This window comes from Streptomyces sp. 11x1 (assembly GCF_032598905.1).
Lineage (GTDB): Bacteria > Actinomycetota > Actinomycetes > Streptomycetales > Streptomycetaceae > Streptomyces.
This window is the reverse complement of sequence record NZ_CP122458.1, coordinates 10,399,488-10,412,452: the sequence shown is the minus strand read 5'-3', so window position 1 is coordinate 10,412,452 and position 12,965 is coordinate 10,399,488. Positions and strand designations below refer to the sequence as shown.

The 12,965-nt window shown below is 72.2% G+C and carries 9 protein-coding genes and 4 pseudogenes; 11 read left to right on the top strand and 2 right to left on the bottom strand.

Annotation, left to right across the window (positions count from 1 at the left end):
* Window positions 1-20 precede the first annotated feature (20 nt).
* The 5 genes and pseudogenes from P8T65_RS45845 to P8T65_RS45825 form a co-directional block, all read left to right on the top strand.
* Window positions 21-3,110, top strand: coding sequence for a thioester reductase domain-containing protein (locus P8T65_RS45845; protein WP_316731341.1), 3,090 nt, complete (start codon window positions 21-23; stop codon window positions 3,108-3,110).
* Window positions 3,107-4,108, top strand: coding sequence for an aldo/keto reductase (locus P8T65_RS45840; protein WP_316731340.1), 1,002 nt, complete (start codon window positions 3,107-3,109; stop codon window positions 4,106-4,108). Before P8T65_RS45845 ends, P8T65_RS45840 begins: the two co-directional genes overlap by 4 nt.
* A gap of 59 nt (window positions 4,109-4,167) precedes the next feature.
* Entirely contained in the window at window positions 4,168-4,872 is a 705-nt protein-coding gene (locus P8T65_RS45835) for a sulfotransferase family protein (RefSeq protein WP_316731339.1), read from the top strand.
* A 61-nt stretch (window positions 4,873-4,933) separates the two neighbouring features.
* On the top strand, window positions 4,934-5,791 hold the full coding sequence (locus P8T65_RS45830; protein WP_316731338.1) for a family 3 encapsulin nanocompartment shell protein: 858 nt from the start codon (window positions 4,934-4,936) through the stop codon (window positions 5,789-5,791).
* Window positions 5,792-5,959: 168 nt separating this feature from the next.
* Window positions 5,960-6,070, top strand: a pseudogene (locus P8T65_RS45825) (3-oxoacyl-ACP reductase); the annotation flags it as partial.
* A 293-nt stretch (window positions 6,071-6,363) separates the two neighbouring features.
* Here P8T65_RS45825 and P8T65_RS45820 read toward each other — a convergent pair.
* Window positions 6,364-7,905 (bottom strand): AMP-binding protein, encoded by a 1,542-nt coding sequence (locus tag P8T65_RS45820; protein ID WP_316731337.1) that lies wholly within the window; start codon window positions 7,903-7,905, stop codon window positions 6,364-6,366.
* A gap of 274 nt (window positions 7,906-8,179) precedes the next feature.
* Between P8T65_RS45820 and P8T65_RS45815 the strand changes: the two genes are divergently transcribed.
* From P8T65_RS45815 to P8T65_RS45800, 4 genes and pseudogenes are all read left to right on the top strand, one after another.
* Window positions 8,180-9,286 carry a hypothetical protein gene (locus P8T65_RS45815; RefSeq protein WP_316731336.1) on the top strand — a complete coding sequence of 369 codons (1,107 nt, stop codon included), beginning with the start codon at window positions 8,180-8,182 and terminating at the stop codon, window positions 9,284-9,286.
* A 201-nt stretch (window positions 9,287-9,487) separates the two neighbouring features.
* Window positions 9,488-10,322, top strand: a pseudogene (locus P8T65_RS45810) (class I SAM-dependent methyltransferase).
* Window positions 10,323-10,506: 184 nt separating this feature from the next.
* The gene (locus P8T65_RS45805) at window positions 10,507-10,683 is read left to right on the top strand and encodes a hypothetical protein (RefSeq protein WP_399102865.1); all 177 of its coding nucleotides are present in this window, start codon (window positions 10,507-10,509) and stop codon (window positions 10,681-10,683) included.
* Window positions 10,634-10,885, top strand: a pseudogene (locus P8T65_RS45800) (DUF1684 domain-containing protein); the annotation flags it as partial. The gene P8T65_RS45805 and the pseudogene P8T65_RS45800, both read left to right, overlap by 50 nt.
* A 4-nt stretch (window positions 10,886-10,889) precedes the next feature.
* Here P8T65_RS45800 and P8T65_RS45795 read toward each other — a convergent pair.
* On the bottom strand, window positions 10,890-11,561 hold the full coding sequence (locus P8T65_RS45795) for a hypothetical protein (protein ID WP_316731335.1): 672 nt from the start codon (window positions 11,559-11,561) through the stop codon (window positions 10,890-10,892).
* A 175-nt stretch (window positions 11,562-11,736) separates the two neighbouring features.
* On the opposite strand from P8T65_RS45795, the gene P8T65_RS45790 reads away from it, so the two are divergent.
* The gene (locus tag P8T65_RS45790) at window positions 11,737-12,540 is read left to right on the top strand and encodes a hypothetical protein (protein WP_316731334.1); all 804 of its coding nucleotides are present in this window, start codon (window positions 11,737-11,739) and stop codon (window positions 12,538-12,540) included.
* A gap of 195 nt (window positions 12,541-12,735) precedes the next feature.
* Window positions 12,736-12,887: pseudogene (locus tag P8T65_RS45785) on the top strand (ABC transporter substrate-binding protein); the annotation flags it as partial.
* Between the last annotated feature and the right edge of the window lie 78 nt (window positions 12,888-12,965).

Genomic DNA, 12,965 nt, shown 5'->3' with positions numbered 1-12,965 from the left:
CAGCAGAGAGCTCGGAGGATATGTCGGAAACGAACTGGCAGGTCGCCGGCGCGGAGGTCGACCACGGACCGTACCGTCCGGTGGCGACCCTCATCGAGGAACAGGCCGACCGCACCCCGGGCCGTACCGCCCTCGTCCACCGGGGCGAGACCGAGACGGCCCTGACGTACGCGGAGTTCGACGCGCTCGCCAACGGGCTGGCCGCGGAGCTGACCCATTCGGGTGTGCGCGAGGGCGATCTCGTCCCGCTGATGATCGGCAACAGTGTCGAACTCCCGCTGTGCATGGTCGCCCTGATGAAACTGGGCGCGGTGTTCGTCCTCTGTGACCCGGCCTGGCCGGAGGAGCGGCTGCGCGCCGTCCTGAAGGTGCTCGACCCTCCGCTGTCCCTGACCACGGGGTCGCTCGTCCCCACGGACGGAAGGTCCCGAGTCGTCTCCCACCGAACCGTCGTCCCGAGCGCCGAGCGCCCCGGAGTACGGCCCGGTCCCGGTCGTCCGGTGTACGGCGTCTTCACCTCCGGCACCACCGGCGTCCCGAAGTGCGCCGTCAATCTGCACGGCGGACTGACCAACCGGTTCCGCTTCATGTCCCGCTACTTCGCCGCCACCGGCGACGAGGTGGTGCTGCAGAACAGCCGGCACACCTTCGACTCCGCGATCTGGCAGCTGCTGTGGCCGCTGACGACGGGCGGCCGCACGATCATCCCCGAGCAGGGCGAGTTCCTCGATCTGGAACGGACCGTGGACACCATCGCCCGGTACGGGGTGACCGTCACCGACTTCGTCCCGGCGATCCTCGGCATGCTGGTGGCCCTGCTGGAGGCCGAGCCGGCGCATGTCGCCCGGGTCGCCTCGCTGCGCCATCTGGTGGTCGGCGGCGAGGAGATCATCCCGCACGCCGTGCACCGGCTCAGGGACCTGGTGCCGGGGCTCGGGATCACCAACGGGTACGGGCCGTCCGAGGCGAGCATCGGGATGGTCTTCCACCGCGTCGACGGCACGGAGGGCGACCACATCCCGCTCGGGCGGCCCATCGACAACTGCTACGCCCTCATCGACGGCGCCGACGCCGAGGGCGTCGGGGAGATCCTCATCGGGGGTGCGTGTCTGGGTGCCGGGTACCTCGGCGCCCCGGAGCTCACCGCGGGGGCGTTCGTGCCCAACCCCTGCGCCGGCGTTCCCGGGGAGCGGCTGTACCGCACCGGCGACCTCGGCCGATTCGACGACTCGGGGCTGCTGCGGTTCGTCGGCCGCCGGGACCGGCAGGCCCAGGTCGACGGCGTACGGATCGAGCTCCGGGAGATCGAGACGACCGCCGAGTCCTGTCCCGGTGTCATCCAGGCCAAGGCGCTGACGCTGCGGCGGTCCGGCCGCACCCGGCTGGTGGTCGCCGTGGCGGCCGAGGACGGCACGACCCCGACCGCCCTGCGTCGACACCTGGCCTCCGTGTTACCGCGCGTCCAGGTGCCCCGGCACTGCTTCGTCCTCCAGGCGCTGCCCCTCACCGACAACGGCAAGGTCGACCTGCGGGCGCTGCGGACGATCGTCGAGGAGAAACTCGGCTCCGGCACGGGGACGACAGGCATGGGGACGACAGGCATGGGGACCGGCACCGGCGCGGAGACGGACCCGGCCACGACGACGGGTGTCGGCGACGGCGCCGGGCCCACCCGTGCCGAGCGCGTCGCCGAGGTCATGGGGGCGGTGCTCGACCGGCCCGGCTTCGGCGTCCGTGACGATTTCCTCGACCACGGCGGCGACTCCCTCACCGCGCTGACCACAGCCCTGCGAATCCGGCACACGCTCGGCATGCGCGTCGGCATCTCCGACCTCTACGCGCACCGCACCCCGGCGGCGCTCGCCGCGGCGGTGCTCGACGACGGTGCCACCGCCACCGCCCCCTCCGCCGGGGACGAGGCCGCGCTGATGGAACGCGACGCCGCGCTGCCGGAGGAACTGGCCGCTCTGGCCCGCCGGGCCGGCGGCGCCCGCCCGGCCTCGCCGCCGCGCACCGTGCTGGTCACGGGGGCCACGGGCTTCGTGGGAGCCAGGGCCGTGCACCGGCTGCTGACGACCACCGGGGCCCGGGTGGTGTGCGTGGTGCGGGCCCGTGACGACGCGCACGCCCGGCTCCGGCTCGTCGGAGCCCTGCGTGCGCAGGGGCTGTGGGAGGAGTCCCTGGCCGGGCGGCTCGACGCCCGGCGCGGCGACCTCGCCCGGGGCCGGTTCGGCTGGACCCACCAGACCTGGGAGGCGTATGCCGCCCGGTGCGACGCCGTGCTGCACATCGGGGCGCTCGTCAACTTCCTGCTGGACTACCGGGCCCATCGCCCCGCCAACGTGACCGGCACGGCCGAGGTGTTGCGGTTCGCGCTGTCCGGACGGGTCAAGGCGTTGCATCACGTGTCGACCCTCGGTGTGCTCGACCGGGAGGCGGCCCGTGCGCGGGAGCGCACGCGGGGCCGTCTCGGCGAGGACTTCGATCCCGCGCGGGCGGCGACGCCCACGAGCGGCTACAGCCGTTCGAAGTGGGTCGCGGAGCGCCTGGTCCTCGCGGCACGGCGACTCGGCGCGCCGGTCACCCTCTACCGGCTCGGCGAGATCATGCCGGCCGCCGACAACGGCGTACCGAACCCCAAGGCGCTCACTCATCTGCTGCTGTCGGCGTTCCGTCGGCTGGGCCTGCGGCCCGACGTGCCGATGCGCTCGGACTACACACCCGTCGACGAGACGGCCGCGCGGCTGGTCGCCGGGCTCGCCGAGCCGGCCGGGGGCGCGGTCCACCATGTGTTCCGCGACGGCGGTGCGGATTTCGCCGCGATCGCACTGACGGAAGGCGAACGGACCGTACCCGTACGGGAGTTCATGGCGGCACTGCGGGCCGCCGCAGCCGAGGACGCGGGTTCCCCGGCGGCCGTGCTGGACGCCGTGCTGACCCTGCTGCCGGCATCAGGGCCCGACGGCACACCGGACTTCCGGCGGCTGCTGACCGACAACCCCGGCCTGTTCACCCGTGAGTCCTGCACGGCGCTCGACGCCCGCCACGGCCTGCGGGAACAGCCGCTGGAGGCGGCCCTCGCGGCCTATCGCACCACCCTCACCCAGTGACACGAGAGGACGACATGCACCAGCGCACCATGGGCCGGCTCGGCTGGCGGATCAGCGAGATCGGCTACGGCATGTGGGGCATCGGCGGCGGCCCCGGCGGTTTCACCGGCTGGGACTACGACACGGCACCCCACTGTCTGGACCTGGCGGTGGAGGAGGGCTGCACCTTCTTCGACACCGCCTGGGTCTACGGCCGGGGCGTGAGCGAGCGGATGCTCGGCGCCCTGCTGCGCCGGCACCCCGACCGTCGCCTCCGCGTCGCCACCAAGGTCCCGCCGCTCAACCGTGAATGGCCGCCCCGCCCGCAGGACACCCTCGACGACGTCTTCCCGTCCGGCCACATTCGGGAGTACGTCCACCGCAGTCTGGAGAACCTCGGCACCGACCGCATCGACCTGCTCCAGTTCCACGTCTGGGAGGACCGCTGGAGCGACGACGAGCGTTGGCAGCGGGTGATCTCCGACCTCAAGGCGGAGGGCGTCATCGAGGGCTTCGGCCTCAGCGTCAACCGCTGGGAGCCGGCCAACTGCCTGCGCGCGATCGACACCGGGCTCGTCGACGTCGTCCAGGTCATCTACAACATCTTCGACCAGGCCCCGGAGGACGAACTGTTCGAACGGGCGCTGCGCGACGACATCGGCATCATCGCCCGTGTCCCCTTCGACGAGGGCGGCCTCACCGGCCGGCTCACCCGGGACACGACGTTCCCCGAGGAGGACTGGCGCGCCGTCTACTTCGGCCCGGAGAACCTCGGCCCGACCGTGGACCGCGCCGAACTCCTCAAGAAGATCCTGCCCGAGGGCGTCACCCTGCCCGAACTCGCGCTCCGCTTCATCCTGCACCACCCCGCCGTGAGCACGGTCATCCCCGGCATGCGCACCCCCGAGCACGCGCGCGCCAACCTCGCCGTCTCCGGCGCTCCGCCGCTCGACCCGGCTCTGCTGGCGGAGCTGCGCGCACACCGCTGGGACCGGCAGCCGACGGAGTGGTCGATGTGACCGGGGCCCCACCCCCGATCCAGGCCCCTCGCCCCGCGTCGCGACCCACGGTCATCGCGATGTGGGCGCACCCGAGAGCGGTCTCCACGGCGTTCCTCCGCATGATGATCGAGCGCGGTGACGTGACCGTCGTGCACGAGCCGCTGGTCCTGCTCACCGACCACGGCGAGGTGTCCGTCCCCGACCCGGACGGCGGTACGGCGACCCTGCGCGACCCCGGTGAGCTGCTGGCCCACCTCGCCCGACTCGGCGCCCGCCGACCGGTGTTCTTCAAGGACACCCTGGAGTACCACCACCAGCATCTCTTCGACCGTCCGGAGCGGATCGCCGACTTCGAGCACACCTTCATCGTCCGCCATCCGGCCCGCACGATCGCCTCGCACCACGCGATCAAGCCCGAGCTGGCCTGCCGGGAGATCGGTTACGAGCACCAGTACGCCCTGTTCGAACTGGCGTGGAAGATCACCGGCCGGCGCCCGGTGGTCATCACCGCCGAACAACTCCTCGCCGACCCGGCGCGGGTCGTCTCGGCGTACTGCGACCGGGTGGGTCTGCCGTTCCTGCCCGAGGCGCTGAACTGGCGGCCCGGTGAACGCTCCGAGTGGCGCCAGAACCGTCGCTGGCACCTCGACGCCATCGCCAGTGCGGGGTTCCGGGCTCCGGAGAAGGAGTACGCCGCCACGGTCGAGAACGACGCACGGCTGCGCGGCTACTACGAGCACCATCTCCCGTACTACGAACGCCTGGTCGAGCACGCGCTCTGACGTGCCCACCGGACTCAGCCCACCGACATCGGCTCCACCGACCCCGAGGACGAACACCCGGATGACGACGACCGCCGTTACGACGACCCCCACTGGTACGACGACCCCTGCCGGTGCGACGGCAACCGCCTCCCCGGGCGAGCGGTTCGCCCGGGCCTTCGCCGAGGACCCGGAGAAGGCCGAGGTCCGGTTCGAGTACACCATCACCGACTCCTTCCAGCCCGGGAAGGACCGACCGCGGCTGACCGCCCGCAACCTGTTCAAGAAGCAGCGCGTCACGAGCGAGACGGTCCGGTCGTGGTTCGAGACCCGGCCGGACGCGCCGCACGCGTCCGGCGGGCTGCGGGAGAGCGCGTACCGGTTCGAGGCGGCCACCTACGGAGTGCGGCCGATCACGGCGTGGGTGCAGATCCCCGAGGCCCTCGGCGAACAGCCCGACGCGCTGGCCCAGTTCATCGACCACCGGCTCATGGTCCGGCTCGGCACCGCGGAGAACCGCGCCCTGACCCTGGACGTCGTGGACCACCCGGATGTCGCCACCCTGCCGTACACCGGCTCCTACACCGCCGGGGTCCTCGCCGCCTTCAACGAGATAGAGCAGCAGGGCGGCACCGGCCACGCCCTGATGATCAACCCCCAGGACTACTACGGGGAGTGGGTGGGCTCCGGCAGCCTGCTGGCCGACCTCGCCCGCGAGAAGGTGATGATCTGCCGCCACCGCCATGTCGCTCCCGGCTCCGCGCTGGTCGGCGACTTCGCGATGGCCGCGCGTCTGCTGGAGTCCGGCCGCTCTGTGATCAAGGTCGCGGAGCCGCCGCCCGGCCTCTTCGAGCGACCGGGCACGGCCGTCTGCGCCGAGGTTCACGAGAGCGTGGCCGTACAGCAGCCGACCCACTTCTTCCACGCGGTGCGCGCCTGAGCGAGCTCACCGGACCGTGCCCGGGCGCGCGGGGCACCGCCGAGGGGGCCGGCACCGCCGAGGGGGCTGCCGCCTCGACCGTGCTCTTGCCCTGACCGGCCGCCTCGCCCGGCACGGCGGTCGCCTTGACCGCAGCGTCGTCCGTGGGCCCTGCCCGACGGGGCCCGCGTGATCCTCGTCGGCAGCCGCACCGCGACCGGCGTTCCCGGCAAGAGCCAGTACGCGGCGACCAAAGCCCCGCTGCCCGCGCTGGCGCGTTCCAGGGCCGCCGAGCTGGCCCACCGCGCGATCACCGTCAACGTGATCGCGCCCGGCCCGACCGACACGCCGATGCGGATCCGGCCCGCGCCCGCACACCCCGGAAGCGCCCGCCGCTCGGCCGATTCGTCTCGCCCGACGAGGTCGCGGGCTTGGCCGCCTTCCGCCTCGGACCGGAGGGCAGCGCGATCACCGGCCAGCAGCTTGTCCAGTGCGCCGGGGCGTCCCTCTGACGCACCCGTGGTGTACGGCGAGACGGTCCTTTGTCGTCGCCGTACACCGTCGCCGTGTCGCAGCTGGCAGCTGCCGGCAGGTCAGTTGACCTCCCGGGCCCGCCCGGCCCAGTACAGCTCCCGCAGCTTGAACTTCTGGACCTTCCCGGTCGCCGTGCGCGGGATGGCCTCGCGGAACTCCACACTCGTCGGGGCCTTGTACCCGGCGAGCCGCTCCTTGCAGTACGCGATGATCTCGGCCTCGGTCACGGCCGCTCCCTGGGCCCGTACGACCAGCGCCTTGACCGTCTCGCCCCACTTCGTGTCCGGCACCCCGATGACGGCGACCTCGGCGACCCCCGGGTGGCTGAAGATCGTGTCCTCCACCTCGATCGACGACACGTTCTCGCCGCCGGTGATGATGACGTCCTTCTTCCGGTCCGAGATCGTCAGATGTCCGTCGGCGGGGTCCAGGGTCCCGCCGTCGCCCGTGTGGAACCAGCCGTCCTCCAGCACGGCGGCGGTCTCCTCCGGTTTCTCCCAGTACCCGTCGAGGACCACGTTCGAGCGCGCCAACACCTCCCCGGAGTCCGCCACTTCGAGCTTCACGCCGAGCGCCGGAAGACCCGCCCGCGACAGTTTGCGCGCCCGCTCCTCACCTCCCAGGGCATCGTCCTCGGGCCGCGTCCGGTTGAACGTCAGCAGGGGTGAGGTCTCCGTCAGGCCGTAGATCTGGGTGAACTCCCAACCCAGTTCCTCCTCCACCCGCTGGATCATCCGGCTCGGCGGCGGCGCTCCCGCACACACGATCCGCACCCGGTCGCGCCCCGGCACCGGCCCTTCCCAGCCGGTCGCCGCGTCGAGGACCGCGTTCCACACCGCCGGCGCGCCGCACATCAGCGTCACCCCGTGCTCGTCCACCCGGCGCAGGATCTCGGCGCCGTCGACCTTGCGCAGCACCACCTGCTGGGCGCCGAGCCCGGCCATCACGAACGGCATCCCCCACCCGTTGCAGTGGAACATCGGCAGCGTGTGCATATACACGTCCCGCTCCCAGGCCCGTGTGTGCAGCCCGAAGGTCAGTCCGTTGACCCAGATGTTGCGGTGCGTGAGCTGAACTCCCTTGGGACGCGCGGTCGTTCCGGAGGTGTAGTTGATCGTCGCGGTGGCGTCCTCGTCAGGGTTCGACCAGGGCCTCGGCTCCACCCCGAACCGCATCAGCTCGGTGTCCGTCTGCTCCCCCAGCGTGAACCGGTGCGCCACCTTGACGTCGGCGACGGTGTCCCGCACCTCGGGATCGACCAGCAGCACCGAGGCACCGCTCTGGCGAACCACGTACTCGATCTCCTCCGCCTTCAGACGGAAGTTGACCGGCACACAGATCCGTCCGCTGATCGGCACAGCGAACAGCAGCTCCAGCAGACGGGCCGAGTTGTGACTGACCACCGCCACCCGCTCGCCCTCCCCCACTCCGAGCGCGTCCAGTCCCGCCTGCCAGGCCCGCACCCGCTCACCCAGTCGTCCGTACGTCGACGGCGCCACCGGCACCGCGGGCTGACGCGGCTCGTCGATCACCCCGGGACTGTCGGCGAACCCCGCCTCCGCCCGTTCCAGGAAGTCGGCCACCGTCATCGGAACACGCATCTGTCTCCCCACTCGCCCGGTCCGCACGCCACGCACGCCACGTCTCATGCCGTGCGTCGTGCCTCATGTCTGGTGCCTCATGTCTGGTGCCTCGTAGGAGTTGTTACTCCCCCACCGAGCACGTACGCCACTGGTCGGTCACCCGATCGGGTAAGGCGGGTCCGCGCGATTTGTCATGTGGGTGGCTAGAACTCTGGGGTGCGCTGGTTCACGGTGGTTCCTCCTGTCCGCCCGATCCGCCCGGAGGGACCCCGCAATGAGACGTAGGCGATTTGTGGCAGGAAGCATCGGTGTCCTCTCGGGGACGGCACTCGGCGGGGCCTCGTCCCGGGCCGATGCGCCGGCACCCCGCCCGCAGCAGTGGCAGGCGGTGCCCGCACCCGGCAGCGTGCCCGCCGCGCAGCTGCGGCGGATCGCCGCCGCGGGACCGCGACTGGCCTGGGCCGTGGGCGAGGAGAACCTGGCCCCGCAGGCCCAGCAACGGGCCCTGACCATGGTGTGGAAGGGCGGTACCTGGTCGAAGGCCGACCTGTCGCACCTCTCGCACACGAGGATCGTCGACGTCGCCGGTGTCCGCCCGTCCGCGGCGTGGGCCGTGGCCCATCCCACCGGTGACGGCAGCCCCCTGCTGCGCTGGGACAGGACCACGTGGCGCGAGGCCGACTTCCCCGGCAGGGGTGAACCGGACGTCAGGATCAGCGCGGTGGCGGTCGGCCGCGACCGGCGCGTGTGGGTCTGCGGCGTACGGGACGGCGCCGCCCGTCTGCTGCTCGGCGAGGGACGGAGCTGGCGCTGGCTGGACCCGCTGCCCGTCGCCGGCGTGAACCTCTACCGGGTCGTCCGCCGGCCGGGCGAGGTGTGGGTCTGCGGAGACCGGTCGAACGGAGGTGGCTGGTCCGGGCTCGTGGCCCGCTGGAACGGGGAGTGGACGGTTCTCCCCCCGATCGCGGGACTCCGGCTCGGCATCGCCGACGTGCACTGCGCCGCTCCGGACGACGTGTGGGCCGTGGGCACCGAGGCCGGTGTCGGCGGCCCCATCGGCCGCCCCGGCAACCCCGCCCTGAGCCACTGGGACGGCACGGCCTGGACCCGGCTGGAGGCCGGCTTCACCCTCGGGTCGCTCACCGGGATCGCCGGCGACGTGCGGGGGCGCGCCGCGTGGATATCGGGCTGGAACTTCTCGGACCAGAGCCGCAGTACGTATCTACGGCGGGACGGGGACACCTGGTCCCTCGCCGGGGGCCCGGCGGGCCCGGCACCGGCGCCGTACCTCAATGACGTGACGTCCGTTCCGGGCACCAGGTCGTTCTGGTCGGTGGGCATGACACGGTCCGCCCCGTATCCGCCGACCGAGGCGTACAGCGAACGCCTCGGGGGCTGAGCGACGCGGGATCGGACCACGCCGACGCGGCGCGCCAGAGGTCGGCGACGGGGTAGGGGGACCGGCGGTCGGCGACCGGGTAGGAAGGTCCGGTGGTGCGGCGCGCCTCGGGCCGATGGGGGGCGCGCCGGGGACGATCGGGTGGGCGGCGACCTCGTGGGAGCCGCCCGGCACCTGTCCCTCGCGCGAAGGGGTTCACCCATGACCGCGTTCGACGACTCGCCCGACGGCGGACGCTACGGCGAGGCCGTCTTCCGCCCGGACCAGGCGGGCGAGAGCGAGCGGATCGACTGCGGCGCCCTCGCCTACGACGACATCACTCTGGCGCGGCTGCGGAACCTCGGGGTGGGTCCGGGGGAGGCGCTGCCTCGACAAGGGCGCCGGCACGGGCACCGTCTCCCGACGGCTGCTGGAGGAGGCCGGCGTCACCAGCGTGTTGGCGGTGAACCGCGACGTACGGTTCCTCGAAACCCGGCCGGTACCCGGGCTCGACGTCCTGGAGGCAGACATCTCGGCCCCGTCCTTCGCCCCCGGCCGTCTCCGGCTCGTCCACGCGCGCTTCGTGCTGATGCACCTCCCCGAGCGCGAGCGCCTGATCACGACACTGGCCGAACTCGTCGCGCCCGGTGGTGTGCTGGTGCTCAGCGACGCGGTCGACCTGACGGGCGACCGGACACCCGCCACGCCGTACGACGTGGCGATGCGGGCCATGTGGGAGGGGCTGCAGACCACCATCGGCACGGACGTCTCCTGGGTGCCGTCATACCCACGGCTGCTGCGGGGCGCGGGGCTGGAGTCCGTCGCCGCCGAGATCCATGTGCCGCCGCTGCTGCCGGACAGCCCCATCAGCCGCTTCTGGGCGGACACATGGGTCCGGAGCAGGGCGGCGATGGTCGCCACCGGCCTGGTCGACGACGCAGCCGTCGACGCGGCGATCCGGTACCTGGGCGGGGACGAGTGCGTGGCGCTGTCGGCCGGCATGCTCACCGCCTGGGGAAGCAGACCCACGAGCGATCCGGCCTGGGGCCCCGCGTAAGTGTCCTTCCCGCCCCGGTTCCAGAGAGCAGGCGCCTCTTGGTGTCGAGCCGCGGCTGCGTGAGAAACGGGCCATGAACCCCGAGCCCTTGGTGCGACGCCTGGTCATCGACCTGTGCCGACGCCCGGGCTCGTGTTGTTGCTGAACCGGCGCGGCGGCCGAGCCCGGCGAGGACCGCGGAACGGTGCGGCTGGGCCGGGTCACCCACCGGTACGGCCGGGGCGGCGAGGCCGTCACCGCTGTCGGGCCGGTGGACCTGACCGTCCCCGCCGGGAAGTTCCTGGTCCCGGCGGGCGCTCGGTTGCGGCACCTTCGACGCACCCCGGCCGACGACGGTGGGCGCGGCGGTGGAGGGCCTTGAGCATGTGTACGACGCGCCGGGCCGGGTCGAGTTCGAACTGGACGGACGTTCCCTCGCCCTGACCGCGTTCCCCGGACACGGGCCGGGGGGTCTGCTGGTGCTGTTCACCGACGCGACGTCCGGGGTCACCACCTACGCGGCCAACCGGGCGCTCGCGCTCGCCCCGCCCGCCGCCGACGGCACGGTCGTCCTGGACTTCAACCCGCTCAGTGTCCCGGCCGCTCGAAGTGGGCGTAGGGCGGATACGGCTTGAAGCAGATCAGGACTTCGAGGGGGTGGCCGCCGCCGGGTGGCTGGGACAGTGACGGGAGTGCCGTCATCAGGGCCGAGTGGCCCTTGGCCACTCCCTTCTGGTGGGGGCCCCGGCCCGCCGCGTGGGCGAAGTACGTGGCGGTCGCGGCGAAGACGTCACGGCTGCCGAAGAGGAAGAACGTCCTGGCGTGGGTAGCGTGCCGCAACCCGTCACGGAAGTCGGCCCGTTGCCCACGTTCGGTCCAGGAACCGGCGTCCCGAACGGTGCGTGCCTCGTCGGTGCGGACGGTCAGCGGAGTGCCGTCGACCAGCCTGCGCCGCAGTTCGGGCCACTTGCTGGAGCGCAGGCCGAGCGTGTGGTGGGCCAGGACCAGGTCCACACGCTCGCCGACGCCCTCGTCCGGTGGGACACCGTCCCGCAAGGGCACATGCACGATCGTGTACCGGGAGCAGGCGGCGAAGGAGAACAGTCCGGCCAGCCGGTTCAGCCCGTCGTGGTCGCCGAGCAGGATTCCGATCGGCTCCGGCGCGCGCAACGAGGTGTGGCGCAGGGACTGTCGGGGCTGGACGACACGGTGCTCGTGGGGCCCTGTCCGGGGCCTGAACTCGCGCAGCCTCAGCCGCATACGGGGTGCCTCATCACCTCAGCATCGTGGCCGGAGCACCACCGCGGCAACCGAGATGCGCACACCGCGCGGAAGCCACCTCTCCGTGGGAACAACTGCTCATGCGGGGGTTGTGAGGGCACAAGGGTGAGTACCATCCGCACACATCACGTTTGTTGTCGGGAAGGGAACCGCCATGACCGAGACACCATCCGAGTCAGCCGATCTCAAGACGCAGTACACCGCCCAGGTCGCAGCCGACCTGGAGCGCAACGCCAAGGAACAGGACCGTCTCATCGGGGAGATCGACGCTCTGCAGGAGCAACTCCTCGGTCTGCGGCAGGACCACGCCGTGCTGGTGAACATGCAGCAGGCCCTCGGTGTCGCGGCATCCGAGCCCGCGGCCGTGTCCGAGGAGCCCGCGGCTCCCTCCGTGCCCCGGCAGAAAGCCGCTCCCTCCCCGGAAGCCGGCAGGCGCACCCGGGCGAAGAAGGCCGAGCCCACGCAGGACGGCAAGCGGACGAAGAAGTCGACCGCCACGAAGACCGCCGCTTCTAAAGCCGCGACCACCAAGACCGCCGCCCCGAAGTCAGCGACCGCGAAGACCTTGAGCACGAAGACGGCGGGCACGAAGTCCGCGAGTACGAAGTCCGGCAGTGCGACGGCCAAGAAGACCGCGACAACCGCCACCAAGACGACGGCGACCAAGACCGCGCCCGCCGAGAAGGCGCAGCCCACGCTCGTCGAACTCATCCGCCGCCACCTCACCGAGCAGAGCGAACCGCGCTCCGCGGCCGAGGTCGCCGCCGCGCTCGCCCAGGCCCACCCGGACCGCCGTGTGCAGACCAACGTCGTGCGCACCACCCTCGAAGGGCTCGTCGCCAAGAGCAACGCCCAGCGCGTCAAGCAGGGTTCCTCCGTGTACTACACCGCTCCCGACGCGCCGGAATCAGCCGCCCCGGCACAGTCCTCCTCCGAGCCCGCGGCGGCGACCGACTGAGCCCGGGACCTCGCTCCGGGGTTCGCCCGGAGGAGCGCACGCCCCAGGGCTCGGGCGAGGGGAGAGCGCGTCAAGAGCGAGGGAGGGATTGCCTCGCCACGCATGCCCCTCGGGCATGTTCAGGCGTGATCCGGGGGCCCGCCGCGCGGAGGCCCGGCACCGTGGTCCCGTAAAGCGAAGGGCGCGAGGAAACCCCCGAACGCCCATGTGGACGGCTTCCCCCGCGTTCCCCCCGCGTCATGGCCGACCGTGCCGCGGTCCAGCGCTGGAGGCAGACCTTCGCCCTGTATTTCGGCGAGGTCCAGGGAAAGCCGACGCCCGGCCGGCTGGGACTGCACCCGGGGGCGTCGCGACGACGTCGCGGTCCCGCCCGGCCGCCGTCCCCGCATCGGCGACGTGATCGGTACGGTGGCGGCCGGGACCGG

Bases quoted from the DNA above. Each gene is read 5' to 3' on its own strand.
- P8T65_RS45845 (WP_316731341.1), top strand. From the start codon at position 21: ATGTCGGAAACGAACTGGCAGGTCGCCGGCGCGGAGGTCGACCACGGA.
- P8T65_RS45820 (WP_316731337.1), bottom strand. From the start codon at position 7,905: ATGCGTGTTCCGATGACGGTGGCCGACTTCCTGGAACGGGCGGAGGCG.
- P8T65_RS45830 (WP_316731338.1), top strand. From the start codon at position 4,934: ATGACGACGACCGCCGTTACGACGACCCCCACTGGTACGACGACCCCT.
- P8T65_RS45790 (WP_316731334.1), top strand. From the start codon at position 11,737: ATGACCGAGACACCATCCGAGTCAGCCGATCTCAAGACGCAGTACACC.
- P8T65_RS45835 (WP_316731339.1), top strand. From the start codon at position 4,168: ATGTGGGCGCACCCGAGAGCGGTCTCCACGGCGTTCCTCCGCATGATG.
- P8T65_RS45795 (WP_316731335.1), bottom strand. From the start codon at position 11,561: ATGCGGCTGAGGCTGCGCGAGTTCAGGCCCCGGACAGGGCCCCACGAG.